We start from the raw sequence: 22,829 nt of genomic DNA, 5'->3' as shown, positions 1-22,829 counted from the left end.
GACAGGAGCGAAAACATGTTTGGTTTCATGATGGGCGGCGCGAAAATGGACCCGCGCGAGGCCGTGACCAAAGCCCGCGCTGGCGAGATCACGGTGATCGACGTGCGCGACCACGGCGAGGTGCAGATGACTGGCAAAGCCAAGGGCGCTGTCGTTGTGCCGCTGACGGTGATGCCCTTTCAATGCGACCCCAAAGGACCAGACTTCAACGCGGCGATTGATCCGACCAAGCCCATCGCGCTCTATTGCGCGTCCGGCGCGCGGTCTGCCCAAGGCGCGCAAGTTCTGAAACGACTGGGCTATGACAAGGTTTTTAACATCGGCGGCTTGGAGCATTGGAATCGGGCAGGCGGCGAGATCGAACGGTAAGCACTTCACAACACTATTCCCACGACGCAACCTGCGCAGGCCCCCGCCCGCGCGGGTTTTTTTATGACAGAGGCAACCTATCATTCACCTTTTTGGTTGACTGATTCACCTTGCCTTGTTATTCACCCATATGGTTGAACGAAGCCACATGGACCAACTCAGCGCCGTTCTCAAGGCCGCATCGGACGCCAATCGCCGTGCGATCCTGACCTTGCTGGCACAAGAAGGCCCAATGCGCGTCACGGATATCGCGCGTCATTTCGATATCAGCCTGAACTCGGTCTCAAAGCACATCAAAGTGCTTGAGGCCTGCGGACTGGCGACCCGGCGCACCGAATGGCGCGAGCATTTGATCGAAGTGCAGATGGGGCCGCTTTCCGACATCGATCAATGGTTTGCCGAATTGCGTTCGATCTGGACGCTGCGGCTGGATGCCCTCGAAGCTGCCTTGAAGGAGGACGACAATGACTGATCTATCCTTAGAAATCACCCGCCACATCCCCTACCCGCCTGAACGCGTGTTTGATGCGTGGCTGGACCCGAAGATGCTGACGAAATTCATGATTGCCGGCGCCGGCGTCACAGTTCCCGAAGCGACTGTCGATGCCAAAGTCGGGGGACGTTTCAGCATCATCATGCGGGTGCCCAACGCAGCCGATCTGCCGCATGAAGGCGAATACAGGATCATTGATCGGGCCAAAAAGCTGCAATTCACTTGGGAATCACATGCGAGCACGGCCGAAGAATCGATCGTCACATTGGATCTGACGCCGAAAGGCGGAGGCACAGATCTACGCCTGCATCACATCCGCTTCCCGTCCGAGGAAAGCCGCGACAACCACAATGGCGGCTGGACGTCGATCCTTGCCAAGCTGGATGAGGCCCTGGGCTAACAGGTCGTCAGCCTTGCCTGACCACCCACGCACGATGCAAAAAGGCCGGGCAATGATCCGGCCTTTCTGTCTTACATATGAATGACGCGGTCATAGGCGTCCAGCACCGCCTCGTGCATGCTTTCCGAGATTGTCGGGTGCGGGAAGACCGTGTGCATCAGCTCTTCTTCGGTGGTTTCCAGCGTTTTGCCGACCACGTAGCCCTGGATCATTTCGGTCACTTCCGGCCCGACCATATGCGCGCCCAGAAGCTCGCCGGTCTTGGCGTCAAAGATAGTTTTGACCATACCCTCGGGGTCGCCCATGGCGATGGCCTTGCCATTGCCGATGAAGGGGAAGCGACCGACTTTGATGTCGTACCCCTGCTCTTTCGCCTTGGCCTCGGACAGGCCGACGCTGGCGACTTGTGGGTGGCAATAGGTGCAACCGGGGATGCTTTCGGGTTTCACCGGGTGGGCATGCAGACCAGCAATCAATTCGGCGACCATCACACCTTCATGGCTGGCCTTGTGGGCAAGCCACGGCGCGCCGGCGATGTCGCCGATGGCATAAAGCCCGTCCACACCTGTGCGGCAATGCGCGTCTGTCACCACATGGGTGCGGTCGACTTTGACGCCCAACTCCTCAAGCCCCAGCCCTTCGACATTGCCGACAATACCGACAGCAGAAATCACAGTATCAAAATCGTGCTTTTCAACCTTGCCGCCAACCTCAATATGCGCTGTCACCTTGCCTTTGGCACGGTCGAGCTGTTTGACCATGGCTTTTTCCATGATCTTCATACCTTGCTTGACGAAGGACTTCTTGGCGAAGGCCGAAATCTCGGCATCTTCGACGGGCAACACCCGGTCCATTACTTCGACAACCGTAGTATCCGCGCCCAACGTATTGAAGAAGCTGGCGAATTCGATACCGATAGCACCCGACCCGATCACCAGTAGCTTCTTGGGCATGCGCGGTGGGTTCAACGCGTGCTTATAGGTCCAGACCAGATCGCCGTCCGCCTCGAGCCCCGGCAATTCGCGCGCTCGCGCACCGGTGGCTAAAACGATATTTTTGGCGGTCAGTTCTTTGGTTCCCTTGTCGGTTTTGACCGAGACTTTGCCTTTGGCTGGGATCGTCGCCTCGCCCATGAAGACCGTCACTTTGTTCTTTTTCATCAAGTGACCAATGCCACCTGACAACTGGCCCGCAACGCCGCGCGAGCGCTTCACGATGGCAGGCAGATCGTAATCAATCTTACCAGCGGATAGGCCGAATTCCTTGGCGCGGTGCATCAGATGAAAAACCTCAGCCGAGCGCAACAGCGCCTTGGTCGGGATGCAGCCCCAATTCAGACAGATACCGCCTAGATGCTCGCGTTCGACGATGGCAACAGTCTGGCCTAGCTGCGATGCACGAATTGCCGCCACGTATCCTCCGGGTCCCGCACCGACCACAACCGTATCAAAAGCCTTTCCCGTCATGGGGACTCCTCCTCATCTTCCAGATAGTTTGGCATTAAACTATTTATTTCAGCGGATCAATGACGCTAGGTAAAACCCGCTAGTCGCTGGGCGAAACCCGGCAAAGTTGGGACATTCAGGGGATCGTCGTATGGGCGCCCTCATGGCGCTCAAGCTTTTCCTTCCTTAGCTTCGAAACTTTTGCGCAGCGCGGTGTATCCGCCATCGTCAATAAAATCACGTTCCTCCTGCGTGGTCTCCCGTCCCAACGCATCATTGCGATAGGGAAAGCGTCCAAAGCGTTCGATGATAGCGCGGTGGACACGCGCATGAAGTGTATCGCCTTGTCCCGGTGTGTCAGACATCCGCTCGGCCATCAAAGCGATACAGCGGTCCTGATCGTCCATCGATTCACTGTGCATGAAGGGCAGATAAAAGAACTGCCGATCTGGCAGCGGTATTTGCATATCCAGCCCGCGCGCGATCGCAAGATCCGCGCAGGCCCGTGCCGCCGGATCAGTCGCAAATGACCGCGCATCGCCGCGAAACATGTTGCGCGGGAAATGGTCGGTTAGGATCAAGAACGCCAATGCCCCCTCAGAACTATCGCGCCAGTGGTCGCGTTCGCCGTCCCGCGCCGCTTCATAATCCGCCATGAAGCGTGTTCGGATCGTGTTGTCCAATTTGTCCGAAGCTTCATACCAGCCCTTCGGCCCAACATCGTCGATCCAGAACGTGATGATCTCTTGCGGTTCCGACATGGTTTGCGCCTCCTGTATCCCTCACCCTAGCGGGTGCGGGGCACAGTGCAAGGCCGGACGCAGGTTCGGGGCTACTCGTCCTCTTCCGCCTCGTCGGCCCAGACCTCTTGCGCCATATCCACTGCGACCGGCGAGGCGGCGGGCGACATGGTCATATAGGCTCCCGTGTCCTTGGGTGCCGGGCCGGACCGTTGGGTCATACGCCACAGGCCATAGATCAGGAAACCCGCCAGCAACAGCGCCATGTAGCCAAAGAACCCCAGCGGCCCCATCACACCCATAACCCAACCGGTGACCACGGGTCCGGCGATCGCACCCATCCCGTTGATAAAGATCAGGCCGGCGGATGCTGCAGGCATGTCGTCGGGTTCAAGGAAATCATTCACGTAGGCCAGCAGAAGCGCATAAAGTGGGTTTGTCATCCCACCAAGGAAGAATGCCGCCAGCAGCAGAAGCTCGTATCGGGTGCCGAACACGACCGGCAACATAGCCGCAACGGCTGCGATTGCGGTTACAATCAGGATCAGCACGCGCCGGTCCATCCGGTCCGATATCCATCCAATAGGGTATTGCAGAACCAACCCGCCAATATACAGCGCTGACACGAATGCTGAGATTTGCCCCACCGTCAGCCCGGCCTGCTGGCCAAACACTGATGCCATACCGAATTGCGCTGCAAACACGCCCCCCAACAGCATAAAACCCACGCAGCCCATAGGCGAGATGTGGAAGAGCTCCCGCAAGCTCAGACCCTTTGTCGTCTCAAATGCCGGGGTTGGGTTCACCGACAAAAGAATGGGGGCGAAAGCAATCGAAACAAGGACCGATGGCAGGATGAACAGGATGAACCCTCCGGGATCCCCGATCACCAAAAGGCCTTGCGCAGCGATAATACCCACCATCTGTACGAACATGTAAAGCGAAAGGGCTTTGCCACGGTTTTCATTGTCAGCAGCATTGTTCAGCCAGCTTTCCGCCGTGACATAGACGCCCGAGAAACAAAAGCCCACGATCACACGCAGTGCGGTCCAGGCCCACGGGTCGGTAAAGGTGGGATACAGGATCAACACCGCCGAGATGAACGATCCAAGCGCGGCAAAGACCCGCACATGCCCCACCCGTCGGATCATGATCGGCGCCATGCGCGATCCAAACAGGAAGCCTGCAAAATAGCCGGACATGACCATCGACAACTGGAAGGTGGAAAACCCCTCCAACCCGCCCCGGATCCCCAACAGTGTGCCCTGCACCCCGTTGCCCACCATCAGCAGCATCATACCAAGAAGCAGCGCCCAAGAGCTCGACAAGACCTGAAGCATGGGAATCTCCTGTTTGCGTTGGTCACCAGACTAACAAGTCATGGACAGGAACCAACGACATTTCACGACATGTAATGAACCGGCACCGGCCAAGAGGTTATGATGCCTCGGGCAGAAGTAGAGAGCTGTCACCATATGAAAAGAAACGATAGCGCTGCGCGATGGCGTGATCATAGACCGCGCGCATCCGATCCGTGCCCATCAGCGCCGACACCAACATCATCAGCGTCGATTTCGGCAGGTGGAAATTGGTCATCAGCCCGTCTGTCACATTGAAACGAAAACCAGGGGTGATGAAAATGTCTGTCTCGCCTTGCCACGGGCTGATTTTGCCCGGTGCGGTGGCCGCGCTTTCGATCAGGCGCAGAGCGGTCGTGCCTACCGGAATGATCCGGCCACCAGCGGCAATTGTCGCCTCAATCTCGTGCGCGGCGTCGGCGCTGACCCGGCCCCATTCTGCATGCATTTTGTGCTGCGAAATGTCGTCGACCTTGACCGGCAGAAAGGTGCCCGCCCCCACATGCAACGTGACATGAGTCAGTCCGACACCCATTGCCTTGATCTGATCAAGCAAACCATCGTCAAAATGAAGCGATGCCGTCGGTGCCGCGACCGCCCCCGAATGGCGGGCAAACACGGTTTGATAATCTTCGTTGTCACGGGCATCCGCAGCGCGTTTGGCGGCGATATAGGGCGGCAGCGGCATATTTCCCGCCGCAGCCAGCGCCGTATCGAACGCCGCCCCGTCAAGGGTGAAACGGATCACCGCCTGTTCGTCATCACGCCCCATGAAGCAGGCTGAAAGATCGTCTGAAAAAACAATGACATCCCCATCACGCAGCTTGCGAAGGGGTTTAGCCATCACATGCCATTGCCCCGCCCCGTCCGGAGACAACAGCGTCACTTCGATCTTCGCCACCCCTTCGCCGTGCGCTTGCCCCGCCCGTGTGCGTGTGCCGAACAGGCGACCGGGAATGACCTTCGTGTCATTCAGAACCAGCCGGTCGCCGGGGCGCAGCCAAATGGTCAGATCGCTGACATGGGCATCGGTGATCTGATCTGACGTTGCCATTAGCAAACGGCTTGCCGTGCGCGGCCGCGCAGGGCGCGTCGCGATCAGTTCATCGGGCAGGTTAAAGTCGAAATCACTTAGCTTCATGGCGGCGCGTGTAGGGGGCTTGACCGTCCGCGTCAACGGGTTCCTTGGGATCGAAGGCCGATCATTCTGCTTGCGGTCGCGGTGGCGGGTTGCGGCGGAAAATGTCGCGGAAAAAACCCGGTGTGAACAAGGACAGCGGATTGACCCCCACCTTGGGATCAGACGCAGTGCCCTTGAGCGTATAGTTGAACCCAACAAGCCCTTCGCCCTTGCGCGCGAAAATGCGCCCGGCGGAGTTTACCAGATAGAAGGGCGAGATCACGCCCTGCATATCCATCTGACCCGATCCAAGGAAATAGTATCCATCCATCGAGATGCCCATGGAATGACCAGTCGCGGCGCCTTCATAAATCGTGACCTTGTCTGGATCCAATCGGAACCGCGCATCCACATTGGTAAAAGGAATGCCCTGCCCACCCAGTTGCTGCAACAGACCGACCACCGAGATGGCCGACAACAGTTCAGCCATTGCCGGTGCGTCATGAACATCGATATTCTTGATCTTCAGATCGCCATCATAGACGCCCTTGCTTCCACCGGGGGCCAGAATCAGCTCCATATCGCCCTTTCGGGCCGATTTCAAAACGCCTGAAGCCCGCAGCACGCCTCCCGCATCCTTGCTCGTGATCCGAAACGCCGTGCCTTTGGGTTGCGGGGCAGCGGTGCCACGAATGGTTGGTCCCGCACCTATCTGGCCTTGAAACGTGCCATTCAATCCACCGCCGGTCTGCGTGAAATCTCCGTCAAACCCGGTGATCGTGATCCCTTCAGAGATAATCAGCTTGTCCAGTAGCAGCGAGATGGGCACGGGTTGTCCGCCGGTACCGCCGCCTTTGCCTGATCCCAATGTCGTCTTGCGCATATCCACAATGCCGCCTTTGACAGTGACCGAAACCGGTTTTCCCGGGCCACGCCCTGTAAGCGTGACAGGTGCATCCAGCCATCCGCCCAGGGTCACTCGATCAAACTGTGCTGCCACCAGCCCACCACCTTCGGACATGATGACGCTGCCATTGGCATCAAGCCCCGGTGCGCGCAAAGAAAGCTCTTCAATCACCGGGGCAGACCCCAGCTTGCCCGACAAGCTCAGTGCCCCTTTGCTTCCCTTCGACTTCGACCAACCGAGTGCCGCAATGCTCAAACCGACACCGTCCAGCGGTGCATCGAGCGTGATGCGCGGGGCTTCACCGCGCGCCAACGAAACCGTGTAGTTCGCCGTTGTTGAGCCGGTCACGCTGTCTGCAGGCAACCCGATTGAGAACGCATCAAGAAAGGCTTGATCCAATGTCATCTCGCCAGTGACGGTCGAGCGACCTGACGTCGTGCCCCCGCCAAACGATTGCGCCCATGTGCCTTTAACTGGCACACCTGAAAAACGACCCTGCCCGCTTATGCTGACACCTTCTGTGCCGACCACCAGATCAGCAAAGGGCAGCTCCAGCAACCGCCCGTTCACAATGGTGTCGCTTTTGATGGCGCTCAGCGTGCCCGCCAAGCGATAATCTATCGCGCTGCGGGGCACTTTGGGCTGCATCGCAATGTCAATTCGGCCGCCAAGGGTCACACGTCCGCCAGCCATATCCGGGCCTATCGCTCCATCAGGGGTGTCACGGAATATACGAAACGGTTTGTCATCCAACAGATGCAGCGCCGCTTTCAGCGGGCCGCTTACCGACAAATCCACCCAGGCGGGCACCGGTGGGCGCGGCGCGTCAGGGTCTTCAGGTCGCCGTGCCATCTGGGGGATCACAAAACTGGTGCCTGCCGCGTCCAACACACCGGCCACGTTTCCGTTGCGGTCCAATGGTCGCAGCACGCCCTGATCTGCCGTGACCACCAGACGCCGCCCATCAATGGTGAATTGCCCACTGGCATTTTCGATGGGGACCATTTCCTTGACGGCTCGCACAGTCACACCTTCAAAGGCCGCGCTTAATGCGGTGTGCGCCGATCGGCCCTGCTCTTTGCGCCACGCCACGTTGACATCGGTGAACCGACCTTTGGTGACGTTGTCACGCGCCCAGATCCGGGTACGCGCACCATTGGCAAGGGGCCAGAAGGCCGTGACCTGTTCCGGACTGACATGATCGGCTGCGGCATCAATGGCCACAGACCAGCCTTCAGATCCAATGCCGATCCGCGCACTTCCCGTCGCCAGCGTGTCATCATGCGTGATCGCGAACTGCCCCACATCAACGCGAAACGGGCTGAGGTTGAGTCGAAAGTCTGCCGATCCTTGTCCCAGCAATAATGGACTTTCAAATACGTCTGGCGGGCTGATACGGGCATGGGTGACATTCAGCTGCCCCAACAACTCGGTCGGCCAGCCGCCCGCCCAACCGCGTAAATAGGAATGCCCGTCCGCCTGTATCTCACCCCAGTCAGATTGCAGCGACGCCTGTGCAAAGTTCATCCGCTCGCGCTCGGGGTCATAATCCAGATAGACTTTGCCACCGGTGAACTTCACCGGCTTGGCCGCCGGGTCCGGCGACAAGTTACCCGCGCCGAATTCCAGCGTGCCTGCCAGACCTGACACCTGCCCGGTATCGTCAATAACGGTTCGCAGCGCCCCCGAAATCGGAGCGTCCACCAATCCCAGAAACGTCAAAAGCGGTGTTTGTGCCGCGATGTCACGTGCACGGGCATTTTTGAAAGTTGCCGTCAGACGCGCCGATGAACTGCCTTTGACCGACCGAAAACCAAGCACGGTTTCAGCCAGCTCTTCGGTTTGGTTGAACACGTCAAAGGACAGTGTCATATCAACAGCTTGTTCGGTTTGGCTAATGCTCAACGCACCATCGGTCACCTGCCACAAACGACCGGTTCGCGCATCCTCTAGCGTGATGGTCAGGTTCGTGGCTGATATACGTTCACTGTTGGACAGAATGCCGGTCGTGAATACGGCATCAATGCGATCCAGGACCGAGGCCAGATCACCGCTTGCCCCAATTCCCTGCCCGAGGCTCAGATCAAATGACCCGTCCCGGCTACGTCGAACAGTGATTTGCGCCCCGCGCAACGACAGGGTCGCAGGTTCGACCCGGCCAGACAGGACAGGCCCCAGCAACAGCGAGCCCTCTACCGCATTCAGTCGTCCGATCTCCAACCCGGTTTCGTCGCGCACCCCAAGATCGACCAAACGCAACCGTGGCAGGCCCAACCGCGTGACGCCCAGTTCGACTTGAGACAGCGACAGCTTAACGCGGTTGGTCTGACTGTTAATCTTCTCTTCAATTTGTTCGGTTGCCCATTTCGGCAGGACGAATACATGTCCCGTCACAGACATCGATACCAGCGCCAGAAACAGCGCGGCCAAGGCGATCAAAACGAACGACCAGATACCGAAATGCCACTTCAATCGCTTGCGACGACGTGCCCGCATTTCGGGGGTAACTTCGGGTTCTTCCGCCCCCTTTGTCTTGCGCCAACGCGGAAAACGGGCTGTCGCAACAAGGGCTGATGGCGCCACGATGGCGTCAGCAGTGCCTGCATCTTCCGAAGCATTTTTGTCTAAGGCGTCATCCGCATCGCCATCTTCCGCGATGGCCTTCGCGACAGCCTTTTCAACCCCGGCATTGCTTTCTGGGTCTGCACCATCGCCCGATACATCATCTCCTGCGTCCTGTTTGGTCGGTTTATCATGCGTGGACAACACATCACCATCGCAGACAGGGCGCGCGTCCTCGGCGTCCTCTTGTCTTGTTGGCTTGTCGTCGTTGTTCATGCAGATTGCCCAGATGCCCTTTGGCCGCGCGGCCTCGTGCCTTTCATCCTGATGCGAAACGGCATAGAAGGAAAGATCAGGAAACACTAGTGACCGAGCACAGGGAATGCCAAGCGAATGACTGATAACGTTCTGAAGACAGGCGATATTGCGCCGGATTTTACCTTGCCACAGGATGGCGGTGCGCCCGTAACTTTGTCCAGGCTCGCCCTTGCACCGGTGGTGCTGTATTTCTATCCCAAGGACAACACGCCCGGCTGCACCACCGAGGCGCTGGATTTCTCGGCCCTGCTGCCCAAGTTTCAGGCGCTTGGCGCGAAGGTGTTTGGCATCTCGAAAGACAGCCTGAAGAAACATGAAAACTTCCGCAACAAACAAGACCTCAGCGTGCCTTTGTTGTCGGACGCCGAAGGTGATGTGTGCGAACGATACGGCGTGTGGGGCGAGAAGAAGAACTACGGTCGCACTTATATGGGTATCACCCGCACGACATTCCTGATCGGGCCGGACGGCAAAATCGCGCAGGTCTGGCCCAAGGTGAAGATCAAAGGCCACGCGGACGAGGTGCTGGCGGCCACGCAAGAATTGATCAATCAATGAAGGACCTGTCCCGCCCGCTGGCAGAAATGGCCAATGCTGTCCTGCGCACGGAGGAAGGACGAAAAAAGACCGCATTGGCGCGTAAATACGCGGCTGAATGGGTCGCGGCCCGTGAAGACGGCGCGATCAAGGCCCCATTGACCGACCGCGACCAGATCATCGGCTCTGCCACGCCGCCTGATTTTCCCGCCCGACCCCAAAAGCCCGAGTTAAAAGATCCACGCGATGTGCCCCGCCGTCGCCCCGGCAGCCGCGAGGGTCAGATGGCACTTTTACACGCGGTTGCACATATCGAACTGAACGCAGTTGATCTGCATTGGGACATCATAGCGCGTTTCACCGACACGCCGATGCCGATGGGTTTTTATGATGACTGGGTAAAGGCGGCGGACGAAGAAGCTAAACATTTCAACCTTGTAAGCGATTGCCTTGAAGCCCTTGGAAGCTACTATGGCGCGTTGCCTGCCCATGCGGGTATGTGGCGCGCCGCCGAGGACACCGCAGGCGATCTTCTGGGGCGGCTTGCGGTCGTCCCCATGGTGCTAGAGGCACGCGGGTTGGATGTCACACCAAGCATGATCGAGATCTTCCGTAAAGCAAAGCTGGACGACATCGTGGCTGCGCTTGAAGTGATCTATGCCGAGGAAGTTGGCCATGTCGCCTATGGCTCGAAATGGTTTCACTTTCTGTGCGGGCGGCACGAGTTGGACCCGAAAGAGACCTTTCACGGGTTGGTGCGCACCTATTTCCACGGCGCGTTGAAGCCACCGTTCAACGAAGAAAAGCGCGCCGAAGCTGGATTGCCGCCCGATTTTTACTGGCCTCTGGCAGAAAAAACCACGAGCCGATCACGCGGAACACCCGATTAAGCGGTTGCGACACGACCATTTGCGTCGGCAGAATCTCGCTTGAAACCACGACAATTGTTAAGGAAATTCAAAATTCCTTGCGTGAATGTGTCACCCGCGTTAATCACCTCGGGTCTGCGGGGGGCGCCATCAGAAGCTGGATATCCTTCAGACAAGGGATCAAAGGGATGAAATCGGGGCTTCGGACTTGCATATCAGCTTGATGAAAAAGGTTAATCACCTCCTGGAACGCGTGTTCCCGGAACAGCGGCTTTTCTTGCGGTCCGAGACGGGCACGCGGTTCATCCGGCTTTCTCCCCTAACGCAAGCCCTTGGCTGGACTGGCTCGGCCGCGTTCATTGCCTGGTCAATTATTGCCACCGCTGTATTGCTGATGGATTCGATAGGATCCGGAAATATGCGAGATCAGGCACAGCGCGACAAACTGCTGTATGAACAACGTCTGCAAACCCTCTCCGAAGAACGCGACGCCCGCGCCGCCGAAGCAGCCGCTGCACAGGAACGGTTCAACCTCGCCCTCAGCGAGATTTCCGAGATGCAGAGCGAGCTTCTGGCCTCGGAAGAGCGCCGCAAGGAATTTGAAACCGGTATCGGGGTGATCCAATCCACCTTGCGTCGCACTATGGGCGAACGGGACAAGGCCAAGGACAGCCTTGACACCATGCTGGCCGCCGCACAGGACAAGCAATCGACAGGTGAACCAAACGCAGCCCCTGTCCAAGCCAATGCTACACTGGCCTTTTTGACATCAGAACTGACGCGCACCGCTGCTGAACGTGACCTAGTGGCGCAAAACGCGGTGGACGCAGAGCGTTTTGCTCAGGATATGCTTTACGAAGCCCGCCTGCGCGACGAACGCAACGACCAAATTTTCCGCCAGCTTGAGGACGCCGTGACGATCTCGCTGGAGCCGCTGGACAAGATGTTTGCCAAGTCCGGTATGTCGGTTGATCACATCCTTGATCAGGTCCGCCGTGGCTATTCCGGCCAGGGGGGCCCGCTGACACCGATGATCCTGTCGACCCGTGGCCAAGGCCCCGACCCCGACGCAGAGCGCGCTAACAACATTCTGAGCGAACTGGACAAGATGAACCTGTATCGCATCGCCGCGCAAAAGATGCCCTTTGGGATGCCGGTGAAGTCAGGGTTCCGGTTTACGTCGGGCTTTGGATCGCGTTGGGGCCGCATGCACAATGGCACGGATTTCGCTGCCCCGATCGGCACCCCGGTCTACGCGCCCGCTGACGGGATTGTGGTCAGCGCCTCGTGGAGCTCGGGCTACGGTCGACTTATCAAGATCCAACACGAGTTCGGTATCGAAACGCGATATGCCCATCTTTCGCGCATGAACGTGCAAAAAGGACAAAGGGTCTCGCGCGGGGATAGAATTGGTGATATTGGAAACTCCGGGCGTTCGACCGGACCGCATCTTCACTATGAAGTGCGCGTCGGCGGCAAGCCCATCAACCCGATGGTCTATATCAAGGCAGCAAAAGATGTTCTCTAAAAGCAGGATCAATGAACCCGGCCCCAAAGCCGGTGACAAGGAAACCAACCCCGAGGCGAAGGCTGACAAGCCTGCTTCCTCTGCCCCGGCCGTTCCGCCCGCACCGTCGTCGGCTGCCCCAAAGGTCAAGCCTCCGGCATCCACACTGTCCTCGGACCTTGTGATCAAGGGCGACATCAAGTCGACAGGTGACATTCTTGTCGAAGGCACCGTCGAAGGTGACATTCGTGCCCACCAGTTGACCATTGGCGAAACCGCCACTGTGAAGGGCGAAGTTATCGGCGATGACGTGGTGATCAATGGCCGTATCATTGGACGCCTGCGTGGCTTGAAAGTGCGCCTGACGTCGTCAGCCCGCGTGGAAGGCGACATTATCCACAAAACCATTGCCATCGAAAGCGGTGCGCATTTCGAAGGTTCGGTTCAGCGTCAGGATGATCCGCTGGGTGGTGCAAAGGGAACACCGCAAGCGCCCGCAGCGCCGAAGTCAGACAACAGTTGATCAGGCTTATTCTGATCTGGTTCCCAAAGTGGAACTGACAAGGCCGCCCATCGGGCGGCCTTCAATATTTTATGAGGCATTGTTTCTTAAAGTCGTTTTCCACGACCTACTTAGTCCTCGAAGCTCATAACACGGCGATACAGATGCCATGTTGCATGCCCCAAGATCGGCAACACGACGAACAACCCCAGAAAAAACGGCAACATTCCGATTAACATCAAAACGGAAATGATAACGCCCCAGCTCACCATCGGTAGAAGGTTTTGCAGAACGGACTGGAAGGAATAAATCATTGCAGTAATGAAATCCAACTCACGATCCAAGAGCAGCGGCAAACTGGTCACGGTTAGCGAGAATAGGCAAAAGGCCAGCACAGCTCCAACCGCTGTACCGACCACCAGCATCGTGATGCCGTTACGGTTCAAAAGCGCATCTTGCCAGTTCGTGGTGATATTTGTCAGAGGCTCGAGCCCCATGAAGATCGCGAAGACAAGATGCGCGACAAACACCCAGAACATGAAGATCATGATGATCACCATGGCGATGGACGGAAACTGGCGGTCTTTCTGATTGAACACGACCCCTAGCACCTGCGCCCAATCCAACGGTTCGTCGGCCTCAAGGCGTCGGCTGACCTCGTACAAGCCCACCGCAAGGAATGGGGCAAGCAGCGGAAACCCAAGGGCGACGGGAATGATCCAATAGCTCTGGTCCAGCACGTCGAGCTGAAGGTAAATCACGATGCCCATGATCACATAGAACCCTGCAAAGAACAGGCCAAAGCCAGGTGCACGCGCAAAGTCCCTCACCCCAGCTTTCAACGCCGAAATGACGTCGTCAAAGCCTATGGTTTCGATATTCGGTGGCGCGGATGCCTCCAAATGAGCTGTGTCTGACATATCACCTCCATGCGCCTGTCGTTATTCTGTTATCGCGCGTGGTGAGAGTTTTGCGACTTCCGCGTGATCCGTCAAGTTTCTGAATGTGTTAATGTCTTTTTCCATCCCTAGGTTTACCCCGCACCCCTCCAAAATCCGTTTCACGCAAGCTAGGCCTTTACCAACAAGGTAAATGCCATACTATTGCGAGGTCCGAACGAAGGAATATTCTTATATGTCTATTTTCAGAACGCTTACCGCAGCCGGTTTTGCCCTTACATTGGGCACGGGTATGACGCTTGGGGCCACCTGCGGCAACAACGCAAGTGGATTTGAAAGCTGGAAAGCTGCATTTGCCAAAGACGCCAAGGCTGCCGGAGTAGGCCAACGTGGGTTGCAGGCGCTGGCGTCGGCGCAATACTCCACGTCGACCATCCGTGCAGATCGCAACCAGAAATCATTCAAATTCTCACTGTCCAAATTCATGCAGGTGCGTGGGGCCGATACAATCGTGGCGCAGGGGCGCAAGCGCAAGGCACGCAATCCGGGTTTCTATCAGTCGCTGGAAAATCACTTTGGTGTGCCCGCCGGTGTCTTACTGGCTATTCACGGGATGGAGACCGGATTTGGCGGCTTCATGGGTGACACGCCTGTCGTGTCTGCGATCACCACACTGGCCTATGATTGCCGCCGTCCGCAGTTTTTCACCCCCCATGCCATTGGCGCGCTGAAGCTGGTGGATCGTGGCACGATCACTGCCAACACGCGCGGCGCAAAACATGGCGAGCTGGGCCATACACAATTCCTGCCGGGCAACGCCTATAACTACGGCGTGGACGCGTCGGGGGATGGTCGGGTCGATCTGTATAACCTTGCCGACGCACTGGCTTCGACTGCGAATTTTCTGCGCAAGAAAGGCTGGAAACCCGGCAAAGGCTATCAGCAGGGCCAGACCAACTTTCGAGTGATCAAGGAATGGAACGCGGCCAGCGTTTATCAGCAGGCCATTGCGATCATGGCGGCGCGGATCGACGGCTGATCAGTCGTCTGCGTTCGCCTCGGCGCGCGACTTACCTGCAACATCCTGCGCCAAAACGGCAGCCATGAAGGCATCCAGATCGCCGTCCAGAACACCTTTGGTGTCTGACGTCTCGTGCCCGGTGCGCAGGTCTTTCACCATCTGGTAAGGCTGTAGAACGTAAGATCGGATCTGGTTGCCCCACCCCGCGTCGCCCTTGTTTTCATGGGCGGCGTTGATGGCTTCATTTCGCTTGTCCAGCTCCATCTGGTACAGCCGCGACTTCAGGGCCTTCATGGCGATATCGCGGTTCTGGTGCTGCGATTTCACCGAGCTGGTGGTGACGATCCCCGTTGGGATGTGAGTGATCCGCACCGCGGAATCGGTGGTGTTCACGTGCTGCCCCCCCGCACCAGACGACCGATAGGTGTCGATGCGGATATCTGAAGGGTTCACCTCAATCTCGATATTGTCGTCTACCACCGGATAGACCCAAACCGAGCTGAAAGATGTGTGCCGTTTGGCAGCACTGTCATAGGGCGAGATGCGCACCAGCCGATGCACACCGCTTTCCGATTTCAGCCAGCCATAGGCGTTATGCCCGGAAATCTTATAGGCGGCGGATTTGATGCCCGCTTCTTCGCCCGCGCTTTCCGATTGCAGTTCGACTTTATAGCCCTGCTTTTCGGCCCAACGAACATACATGCGTGCCAGCATCGACGCCCAGTCGCAGCTTTCCGTGCCGCCCGCGCCTGCGTTGATTTCCAGGAACGTATCATTGCTGTCGGCTTCGCCATCCAGCAGCGCCTCAAGCTCGGCCGCGGCAGCCTTTTGGGTCAGCTTGGCAAGTGCGGCCTCGGCATCTGCGACAACTTCGGTATCCTCTTCCATTTCGCCCAATTCAATCAGGTCGATATTGTCCTGAAGATCCTGTGCCATGGATTTGTAACTGTCCACGGAATCCATCAAGGCTTGCCGCTCGCGCATCAGCTTCTGCGCACGCTCGGGGTCGTTCCACAGGTCGGGGTCTTCGGTCATCACGTTGAATTCCTCCAACCGATGTTCCGCCGTGTCCCAACCGATCCGCTGACGCAGAAGCGCCAGGGATTTCTCGATTGCGTCAACGTTGTTCTGAGCCTCTGCCCGCATGGGTGCGTCCCTTGTCCGAAAACCTGCCCCCCGCAATATCAACAGGGGCGCAGATGGGCAAGACGTGGCCGCACACGGTCAAGCGGAAACGGCTAGCCCCGCATCGTCACACCGTCATGGAAGATTTGGAGTTTCGCGGGGTTCGCGGTCAACTTCACCACCTTGTTTTTTAGATCATCATGAATGCCGGGCACCTTGGCGATCAGGTGGGTCTGATTGGCGCTGTCAGCCCCCTCGCCCACCGACATTTTCGAGGGGATGTAGAGCAATGTAACCTCTCCCAGCGCCTCGACGATCTCGACCCTGCCGGTGAAGATCGCATCGCCCTCGGTCTGCACGAAATCCTCGGGCCGCACGCCAAGGTTCACGACCTTGCCCATATCGGTGTCCGTGGTGGCAATGTCGGTGCGCGCCACCCCGCCTGCGTCCAGCGTCACCTCGGTCTGGGCACCGGTTGCGGTGATCTTGCCGGGCAGAAGGTTCATGGCGGGCGAGCCAATAAACTGCGCCACAAACTCGGTGCGGGGGCGCTCGTAAAGCTCCAGCGGGCTACCCACCTGCGCAATGCCCTTGTTGGCCAACACGACAATGCGGTCGGCCAGCGTCATCGCCTCGACCTGATCGTGGGTCACGTAGATCATCGTGCTGTCTGGCATCGCCTCTTTCAGTTGCGAGATTTCGATCCGGGTCGCGACGCGCAAGGCGGCATCGAGATTTGAGAGCGGCTCATCAAACAGATAGACCTTGGGATCACGCACAATCGCCCGCCCGATCGCCACCCGTTGCCGCTGGCCGCCCGACAACGCCTTAGGCAGACGATCAAGATAGGGATCCAGTTGCAACGCCTTGGCCGCCTTGCCCACGGCAGCGTCGATCTCGGCCTTGGGCTTCTTGGCAATGTTCAGGGCAAAGGCCATGTTGTCGCGCACCGTCATATGCGGATACAGCGCATAGGACTGGAACACCATCGCGATACCCCGCTGGCTGGGCGGCACGTCGTTCACCACATCACCATCAATCGTCAGCGTGCCATCGGTGATCTTCTCAAGCCCCGCAATCATACGCAAAAGCGTGGATTTACCACAACCCGAGGGGCCAACAAACACGATCAGCTCGCCGGTCTTGATGTCCAGATTGATATCGCCCAGCACATTCACATTGCCGTAGTTCTTCACGACATCCGTCAATTTCAGATCGGCCATTTACTTGTCCCCCTCGGGTTTCATCACCAATGATTGCCACGCGTCCAGTACTAAGGGCGTGCCACCTGTCACAGTGATCTGTTCATCTTCGACCGATTGCCAGCACCCATCGGGCAAGGTGATGGATTGGTCTGTTCCGCCGATATTGAACACACACAGAAGCCGCTCGCCTGCGTATTGCCGTTCGAAACAAAGCGCGGTCCCTTTGGCATGCACGTCGTCCATCGTGCCCTTGGCCAAGGCCGGGTGCATCCGCCGCAAAGCAATTGCGTGACGATAGTGATGCAAGATTGCCTTGCTATCATCTTCGGCGACGGCCACGGCATGGCGCAAATGCTCGGGCGCGACCGGCAACCAAGGTTTGACGGCCGTCGTGAATCCACCCTGACTGTTCGACGCTTCCCAAACCATAGGCGTACGACACCCATCGCGGCCTTTGAACTCCGGCCAGAATTCGATGCCATACGGGTCTTGCAAGTCTTCAAAAGACAGCTCGGCCTCGGTCAACCCCAGTTCTTCGCCCTGATAGATGCAGGCCGATCCGCGAAGACACATCAGAAGAGACACAAACAGCTTCTGCGCCTCTTCGGTCAATTTCCACCGGGTCGCGTGACGCACGACATCGTGGTTGGAGTAAGCCCAGCACGCCCAGCCATCTTTAGCGACGCGGGCCACATGGTCCATCACCTCGGCCACGCGGACAGCTTCGGGTTGGTCGCCGGACAGAAGCTCGAACGCATAACACATATGTGCCAGATCATCCCCAGCGGTATATTCTCCCATAATTTCAAGCCCGCGCTGCGCGTCACCGACCTCACCCAGAAGCGCACCGTTGAAGGACGACATCACCGCGCGCAGCTTGCGCAGAAAGCCCAACGTCTCGGGCCGGTTTTTGTCATAGAGGTGTTCCTGGTGGTTATACGGGTTCACCGCCGGTGCGATCGAGGCATTGCGATCTTCGGGCGGCAGCGGCGGATTATCCCGCAACTCGGCGTCATGGGTGTAGAAATTTATCGTATCGAGACGGAAGCCATCCACGCCACGCTCTAACCAAAACCGCGCTACGTCCAGCAGTGCCTCTTGCACGGCGGGTTCGTGGAAGTTCAGATCAGGTTGAGAGACAAGGAAATTGTGCAAATAATACTGGCACCGTCGCGCATCCCACGTCCACGCCGAACCACCGAAGATCGACAACCAATTGTTTGGAGGTGTACCGTCGGGCTTTGCGTCTGCCCAGACATACCAATCGGCCTTCAGATTATCGCGATCGGCACGGCTTTCAACAAACCACGGGTGCTGATCCGAACTGTGGCTCAGCACGAGGTCGATCATTACCTTCAGCCCCTGCCCATGTGCGGACCTGACCAGCGTATCAAAATCCGCCAATGTGCCGAACATCGGGTCCACATCGCGATAATCGGACACGTCATAGCCGAAATCCTTCATCGGCGAGGTGAAGAAGGGCGAAATCCAGATAGCATCGACCCCGAGGCTTGCAATATAGGGCAAGCGGCGCGTGATGCCACGCAAATCCCCTATTCCATCGCCGTTGTCGTCCTGAAAGCTGCGCGGGTAGATCTGATAGATCACCGCCCCGCGCCACCAGTCAGCCTGCTTTTCAAGATGGGTCATTTCGCGATTTACGACAGTTGCATTCATATCTCAGCCCCCTTTGACCGAGCCGGCCAACAGGCCGCGTACAAGATAGCGTTGTAGTGAAAAGAAGACGGCAATCGGGACCGCGATCGACACGAAGGCCGAGGCTGCAAGGATTTCCCAGTCCCCGCCACGCGACCCTAGAAGATCGACGATGCGTCCCGTCATCACTACCTGATCTTCCCCAGTGCCAAGAAACACTTTTGCCACCAGCAGGTCATTCCAGACCCACAGAAATTGGAAAATCGCGAAGGATGCCAGCGCCGGGAAGCTAAGAGGCAGGATGATCTTTCGGAAGATTGCGAAATCCGACGCGCCATCGACGCGCGCGCTTTCAATGATCTCGCCCGGCAGACCTGCCATGTAGTTTCGAAGCAGGAACACCGCCAGCGGCAGGCCGAACCCGGTATGAGCCAGCCAGATGCCGATATAGCCTTTTCCGATGCCGATATTGTTGTGCAGCTTCAAAAGCGGAATGAATGCAACCTGTAAGGGCACGACCAGCAAGCCGACGATGCCCGCGATCAACAGCGCGCGGCCTGGCATTTCCATCCACGCAAGCGCATAGGCCGCGAAGGCCGCCACAAGGATCGGGATGATCGTTGCGGGGATCGTGACAGTCAGTGTGTTCAGAAGCGCTTTGCCCATCCCCTCGGCGAACAACACCTCGCGGTAGTTGTCCAGAGTGAAACTGGGTGGGCTTTCGGCGCGCACGAACAGGCGCTGACCGCGACTGCCCGACGGCTCTTCGGTATAGGTGATCTTATAGTCCCCATTGGCCTCGACAGTGATCTGATAGCCTTGCGCATGGGTTGCCACTTCGCCCGGTCCAAAGGCTTCAGGTTCGCGCGAGGTGATACCGAACGCGGTGACATCGCCCGCGCCGCTGTCGAACACATTGCCCGAGACCACCCAAACCGTGCCATCCTGAACAGCATTGTCCGGTGCATCTGCGCGCACAATGACGTTTTGTTCCGAGGCCGACATTGCCGTCCACCAGCCCGAGGTCGAAATCGCATCGCGATCGCGAAACGAGCTAATCAGAAGGCCGAAGGTGGGAATGATCCACAGAAGGACCAGAAATCCGACGGCCAGATTGACCGCCCATGTCAGGCGCGATTTCGTGCCAGCCATTTCCATCAGCGGTTCTCCTTATGTGCGTTCGAGATGTTCCAGATCATCACCGGCGTCACCAAAAGCATGATCACCATGACAATCGCTGATCCGCGCCCGAAATCAGGCGAGCCGCGGAACATCCAGTCATACATGAGATTGGCCAGAACCTGCGTTCCCCATTGGCCGTTGGTCATGGCGAAAACGATGTCGAACACCTTCAGGACGGTGACGGTGATGGTGGTCCAGACCACTGCAATCGTGCCCCAGATCTGCGGGATCTTGATCTTGAAAAAAATCTGCAATGGGGTCGCCCCGTCCAGATAGGCGGCTTCGATGGTCTCTTCGCTGATGCCTTTCAGCGCGGCGGACAGGATAACCATGGCAAACCCGGTCTGAATCCAGATCAGGATGATCATCAGAAAGATGTTGTTCCAGAAAGGAACCGTGATCCACGTCTGCGCTGTACCGCCCATCGCCTCGACAATCGCGTTCAGCAGGCCGATCTGCTCGCCCTGATTTTCACCGCGATAGTCATAGATGAACTTCCAAATCACCGAAGCGCCCACGAAGCTGATCGCCATCGGCATGAAAATCAGGCTTTGCGCAACCGATCCCCATTTGATGCGGTCCGTCAGCCCCGCCGCCACCAACCCGAAGAAGGTTGAGGCCGCAGGCACAATCACCAACCACAAAAGGTTGTTTCCAAGGCTTTCGCGAAACTTATCGTCCCCTGCGAGCCAAATGTAATTGTCTGCGCCGACAAAATCCCCGCGGGAGTCGCGCATCGACAGAAGGAAGGTCGAGAACACCGGATAGACAAGATACAGGCCAAGGACCAATAAGGCGGGTAGCACAAACAACCATGGCCGGATTGCATTGGCCTTGTTGATGTTGGCCCCTGCATTCGGTCCGCTCGCCGGATAGATCCGGTCCAGTAGAATGTTCGAGAAGTAGAAATAGGCGACGCAGCCGAAGACGCCCACAATGATGGTCGAGACCGCGAAAAGCAATTGGTCCATAACCCCCTCCCTTCCACCGTCTTTCGGTGTGCAACGTGGTGTGCCCCGGCACCAAATAAGGTGCCAGGGCAGAATTCACGAATGATTACTTGATGGAGTCCCAGGTCGACTGGATCGCCGCGGCCACTTCGCTCGCGTCTTTTCCTCCAGCATAATCCACCATACCCGTCCAGAAGGCACCGGCACCGATGGCCCCCGGCATCAGGTCGGAGCCGTCAAACCGGAACGTGTCTGCATTCAACAAAATATCGTTCATCTTGGCCACGGTTGGATCGGTATAAACCTCGGTGTTGACGCCTTTATGCGGGGTCAGGAAACCCTTCTGCGCCATCCAGATCTCGTGCGCGATGGGGGATTTCAGGAATTCCATGAAGGCCTGTGTCCCCTTGGAATCGCTTGTGACACCCCAGACCGTGCCAGCCCCAAGAACAGGTTTGCCAAGGTCTTTTTCCGCGTAAGCCGGGAAATAGAAGAAATCCGCGTCCACGCCCACTTGGGTGCCTTCGGGGAAGAACGTGGGAATAAAGCTGGCTTGACGGTGCATATAACACTGCGGCGGTGAGGCAAAAAGACCCTGCGGGCTGTCGCGGAAGTCGGTGGTTGCTACTGCACCTGCCCCACCGGACACATAGGCATCATTGCGGGCAAACGCGCCAAACTCCTCGATCGCTGCGATCACCTTGGGGTCGTCGAAGCGCAGGTCGTTCTTTGTCCAGGCGTCATAGTCCTCGGGCGTATTGATACGCAGCATCATATCTTCGACCCAATCGGTCGCAGGCCAGCCAGTGGCACCACCCGACCCCAGACCGATGCACCATGGTACTTCGCCATCGGCCACGATCTGATCGGTCAGCGCCTTCAGTTCTTCCATCGACTGCGGCACTTCGTAACCCGCATCCTCGAAGTTTTCCGGCACATACCAGACCAGCGATTTCACATCGACCTTGTAGAAGAAACCATAAAGCGCTTCGGCGCCGTCGGCACCCGTATAGGTGCCAAGATCTACCCAGCTTTGCCCGGCGGCATAGTTGTCACGCACCCAGTCCGCAGTTTCCGCAGGCAACGGGGTCAACAGCCCCTTCGAGGCCAAATCCGCCGCCAATCCGGGCTGCGGGAAAATCGCAATGTTCGGCGGGCTGCCTGCCTCGGTATCAATAACGATCTGCTGCTCGAAGCTGTCAGACCCGGAATACTCTACATCCGCACCGGTGGCATCTTCGAAGTAATGGACGACGCTTTCGATCAGTTCTTTGTCTGGGCCCAGCCAAGGGCCAAGGATCGAGATCTTTTCGCCCGACAGATCCATTGATTTCAAAGCCTCGAAGCTGTCCCAGTTGAACGCCCCTTCGCCCGGTGCAAATTTCAGATGACCATCGGCCTGAGCCATGCCTGCCGACAGCGCCAACGCCGCCGCGCTTGCGTACATTACGTGTTTCATTGTTCCTCCCAATGGCCCGGTTGGGCCTCCCAGGTTTTGAAGTCGATCAAACGACCCCGGCGCCTGCTGCGCCTGGTGAATTCACCAAAACGTCCGGATGACAGATTCGCCTCTCTTTCCAAACCGCTTTGAATAACTCAAGGTTGCGCAGAATTCCCGACCTGTCAACATTCATGTTAGCGCAAACCTAATCTTACACACTTTC

20 protein-coding genes are annotated in these 22,829 nt (G+C 57.6%); 8 read left to right on the top strand and 12 right to left on the bottom strand.

Annotated elements, in window-relative coordinates; translation table 11 throughout:
• Positions 1-15: 15 nt before the first annotated feature.
• The 3 genes from MWU51_RS05560 to MWU51_RS05550 all read left to right on the top strand — a co-directional run bounded on the left by MWU51_RS05560 (position 16) and on the right by MWU51_RS05550 (position 1,262).
• Entirely contained in the window at positions 16-369 is a 354-nt protein-coding gene (locus MWU51_RS05560) for a rhodanese-like domain-containing protein (protein ID WP_247035455.1), read from the top strand.
• 148 nt (positions 370-517) lie between these two features.
• On the top strand, positions 518-841 hold the full coding sequence (locus tag MWU51_RS05555; protein WP_247035453.1) for a metalloregulator ArsR/SmtB family transcription factor: 324 nt from the start codon (positions 518-520) through the stop codon (positions 839-841).
• Positions 834-1,262: an SRPBCC domain-containing protein gene (locus tag MWU51_RS05550; RefSeq protein WP_247035450.1), complete on the top strand. Its 429-nt coding sequence runs from the start codon at positions 834-836 to the stop codon at positions 1,260-1,262. Before MWU51_RS05555 ends, MWU51_RS05550 begins: the two co-directional genes overlap by 8 nt.
• A 71-nt stretch (positions 1,263-1,333) precedes the next feature.
• Here MWU51_RS05550 and lpdA read toward each other — a convergent pair whose 3' ends face one another.
• The 5 genes from lpdA to MWU51_RS05525 form a co-directional block, all read right to left on the bottom strand.
• The gene (lpdA, locus tag MWU51_RS05545; protein WP_247035448.1) at positions 1,334-2,728 is read right to left on the bottom strand and encodes a dihydrolipoyl dehydrogenase; all 1,395 of its coding nucleotides are present in this window, start codon (positions 2,726-2,728) and stop codon (positions 1,334-1,336) included.
• A gap of 149 nt (positions 2,729-2,877) precedes the next feature.
• On the bottom strand, positions 2,878-3,468 hold the full coding sequence (locus MWU51_RS05540) for a DUF924 family protein (RefSeq protein ID WP_247035446.1): 591 nt from the start codon (positions 3,466-3,468) through the stop codon (positions 2,878-2,880).
• A gap of 71 nt (positions 3,469-3,539) precedes the next feature.
• A complete protein-coding gene (locus MWU51_RS05535; protein WP_247035444.1) occupies positions 3,540-4,787 on the bottom strand; it encodes an MFS transporter in 1,248 nt (415 codons plus the stop codon).
• Positions 4,788-4,884: 97 nt separating this feature from the next.
• On the bottom strand, positions 4,885-5,946 hold the full coding sequence (gene queA / locus MWU51_RS05530; protein WP_247035442.1) for a tRNA preQ1(34) S-adenosylmethionine ribosyltransferase-isomerase QueA: 1,062 nt from the start codon (positions 5,944-5,946) through the stop codon (positions 4,885-4,887).
• 61 nt (positions 5,947-6,007) lie between these two features.
• Positions 6,008-9,670, bottom strand: coding sequence for an AsmA-like C-terminal region-containing protein (locus MWU51_RS05525; RefSeq protein ID WP_247035441.1), 3,663 nt, complete (start codon positions 9,668-9,670; stop codon positions 6,008-6,010).
• 117 nt (positions 9,671-9,787) lie between these two features.
• On the opposite strand from MWU51_RS05525, the gene bcp reads away from it, so the two are divergent.
• From bcp to MWU51_RS05505, 4 genes are all read left to right on the top strand, one after another.
• Positions 9,788-10,270 (top strand): thioredoxin-dependent thiol peroxidase, encoded by a 483-nt coding sequence (bcp, locus tag MWU51_RS05520; RefSeq protein ID WP_247035439.1) that lies wholly within the window; start codon positions 9,788-9,790, stop codon positions 10,268-10,270.
• Positions 10,267-11,139, top strand: coding sequence for a ferritin-like domain-containing protein (locus MWU51_RS05515; protein WP_247035437.1), 873 nt, complete (start codon positions 10,267-10,269; stop codon positions 11,137-11,139). The genes bcp and MWU51_RS05515 overlap by 4 nt, the downstream gene beginning before the upstream one ends.
• A gap of 202 nt (positions 11,140-11,341) precedes the next feature.
• Positions 11,342-12,646 (top strand): M23 family metallopeptidase, encoded by a 1,305-nt coding sequence (locus tag MWU51_RS05510; RefSeq protein WP_247035435.1) that lies wholly within the window; start codon positions 11,342-11,344, stop codon positions 12,644-12,646.
• Positions 12,636-13,148 carry a polymer-forming cytoskeletal protein gene (locus tag MWU51_RS05505; protein ID WP_247035433.1) on the top strand — a complete coding sequence of 171 codons (513 nt, stop codon included), beginning with the start codon at positions 12,636-12,638 and terminating at the stop codon, positions 13,146-13,148. The genes MWU51_RS05510 and MWU51_RS05505 overlap by 11 nt, the downstream gene beginning before the upstream one ends.
• A gap of 110 nt (positions 13,149-13,258) precedes the next feature.
• On the opposite strand, the gene MWU51_RS05500 is transcribed toward MWU51_RS05505, so the two are convergent.
• Positions 13,259-14,047, bottom strand: a complete 789-nt coding sequence (locus MWU51_RS05500) for a DUF2189 domain-containing protein (RefSeq protein ID WP_247035430.1) — start codon at positions 14,045-14,047, stop codon at positions 13,259-13,261.
• Positions 14,048-14,318: 271 nt separating this feature from the next.
• On the opposite strand from MWU51_RS05500, the gene MWU51_RS05495 reads away from it, so the two are divergent.
• A complete protein-coding gene (locus tag MWU51_RS05495) occupies positions 14,319-15,065 on the top strand; it encodes a lytic murein transglycosylase (protein ID WP_247038724.1) in 747 nt (248 codons plus the stop codon).
• Here MWU51_RS05495 and prfB read toward each other — a convergent pair whose 3' ends face one another.
• From prfB to MWU51_RS05465, 6 genes are all read right to left on the bottom strand, one after another.
• A complete protein-coding gene (prfB, locus tag MWU51_RS05490) occupies positions 15,066-16,193 on the bottom strand; it encodes a peptide chain release factor 2 (RefSeq protein ID WP_247035428.1) in 1,128 nt (375 codons plus the stop codon).
• A gap of 92 nt (positions 16,194-16,285) precedes the next feature.
• A complete protein-coding gene (gene ugpC / locus MWU51_RS05485; RefSeq protein ID WP_247035427.1) occupies positions 16,286-17,395 on the bottom strand; it encodes a sn-glycerol-3-phosphate ABC transporter ATP-binding protein UgpC in 1,110 nt (369 codons plus the stop codon).
• Entirely contained in the window at positions 17,396-19,054 is a 1,659-nt protein-coding gene (locus MWU51_RS05480; protein WP_247035426.1) for an alpha-amylase family glycosyl hydrolase, read from the bottom strand.
• A gap of 3 nt (positions 19,055-19,057) precedes the next feature.
• Positions 19,058-20,194: a carbohydrate ABC transporter permease gene (locus MWU51_RS05475; protein ID WP_247038723.1), complete on the bottom strand. Its 1,137-nt coding sequence runs from the start codon at positions 20,192-20,194 to the stop codon at positions 19,058-19,060.
• Complete coding sequence (locus MWU51_RS05470) at positions 20,191-21,186, bottom strand: sugar ABC transporter permease (protein WP_247035425.1); 996 nt, start codon at positions 21,184-21,186, stop codon at positions 20,191-20,193. The genes MWU51_RS05475 and MWU51_RS05470 overlap by 4 nt, the downstream gene beginning before the upstream one ends.
• 85 nt (positions 21,187-21,271) lie before the next feature.
• Entirely contained in the window at positions 21,272-22,624 is a 1,353-nt protein-coding gene (locus tag MWU51_RS05465; RefSeq protein ID WP_247035424.1) for an ABC transporter substrate-binding protein, read from the bottom strand.
• Between the last annotated feature and the right edge of the window lie 205 nt (positions 22,625-22,829).

Source organism: Aliiroseovarius sp. F47248L (genome assembly GCF_023016085.1).
Classification (GTDB): Bacteria; Pseudomonadota; Alphaproteobacteria; order Rhodobacterales; family Rhodobacteraceae; genus Aliiroseovarius.
The sequence above is the reverse complement of the archived record's forward strand: the minus strand, read 5'-3'. Positions and strand labels throughout refer to the sequence as shown.

Excerpts from the sequence above, each read along its gene's own strand:
- MWU51_RS05560 (WP_247035455.1), top strand. The coding sequence starts at position 16 with ATGTTTGGTTTCATGATGGGCGGCGCGAAAATGGACCCGCGCGAGGCC.
- MWU51_RS05555 (WP_247035453.1), top strand. The coding sequence starts at position 518 with ATGGACCAACTCAGCGCCGTTCTCAAGGCCGCATCGGACGCCAATCGC.
- MWU51_RS05550 (WP_247035450.1), top strand. The coding sequence starts at position 834 with ATGACTGATCTATCCTTAGAAATCACCCGCCACATCCCCTACCCGCCT.
- lpdA (WP_247035448.1), bottom strand. The coding sequence starts at position 2,728 with ATGACGGGAAAGGCTTTTGATACGGTTGTGGTCGGTGCGGGACCCGGA.
- MWU51_RS05540 (WP_247035446.1), bottom strand. The coding sequence starts at position 3,468 with ATGTCGGAACCGCAAGAGATCATCACGTTCTGGATCGACGATGTTGGG.
- MWU51_RS05535 (WP_247035444.1), bottom strand. The coding sequence starts at position 4,787 with ATGCTTCAGGTCTTGTCGAGCTCTTGGGCGCTGCTTCTTGGTATGATG.
- queA (WP_247035442.1), bottom strand. The coding sequence starts at position 5,946 with ATGAAGCTAAGTGATTTCGACTTTAACCTGCCCGATGAACTGATCGCG.
- MWU51_RS05525 (WP_247035441.1), bottom strand. The coding sequence starts at position 9,670 with ATGAACAACGACGACAAGCCAACAAGACAAGAGGACGCCGAGGACGCG.
- bcp (WP_247035439.1), top strand. The coding sequence starts at position 9,788 with ATGACTGATAACGTTCTGAAGACAGGCGATATTGCGCCGGATTTTACC.
- MWU51_RS05515 (WP_247035437.1), top strand. The coding sequence starts at position 10,267 with ATGAAGGACCTGTCCCGCCCGCTGGCAGAAATGGCCAATGCTGTCCTG.
- MWU51_RS05510 (WP_247035435.1), top strand. The coding sequence starts at position 11,342 with ATGAAAAAGGTTAATCACCTCCTGGAACGCGTGTTCCCGGAACAGCGG.
- MWU51_RS05505 (WP_247035433.1), top strand. The coding sequence starts at position 12,636 with ATGTTCTCTAAAAGCAGGATCAATGAACCCGGCCCCAAAGCCGGTGAC.
- MWU51_RS05500 (WP_247035430.1), bottom strand. The coding sequence starts at position 14,047 with ATGTCAGACACAGCTCATTTGGAGGCATCCGCGCCACCGAATATCGAA.
- MWU51_RS05495 (WP_247038724.1), top strand. The coding sequence starts at position 14,319 with ATGACGCTTGGGGCCACCTGCGGCAACAACGCAAGTGGATTTGAAAGC.
- prfB (WP_247035428.1), bottom strand. The coding sequence starts at position 16,193 with ATGCGGGCAGAGGCTCAGAACAACGTTGACGCAATCGAGAAATCCCTG.
- ugpC (WP_247035427.1), bottom strand. The coding sequence starts at position 17,395 with ATGGCCGATCTGAAATTGACGGATGTCGTGAAGAACTACGGCAATGTG.
- MWU51_RS05480 (WP_247035426.1), bottom strand. The coding sequence starts at position 19,054 with ATGAATGCAACTGTCGTAAATCGCGAAATGACCCATCTTGAAAAGCAG.
- MWU51_RS05470 (WP_247035425.1), bottom strand. The coding sequence starts at position 21,186 with ATGGACCAATTGCTTTTCGCGGTCTCGACCATCATTGTGGGCGTCTTC.
- MWU51_RS05465 (WP_247035424.1), bottom strand. The coding sequence starts at position 22,624 with ATGAAACACGTAATGTACGCAAGCGCGGCGGCGTTGGCGCTGTCGGCA.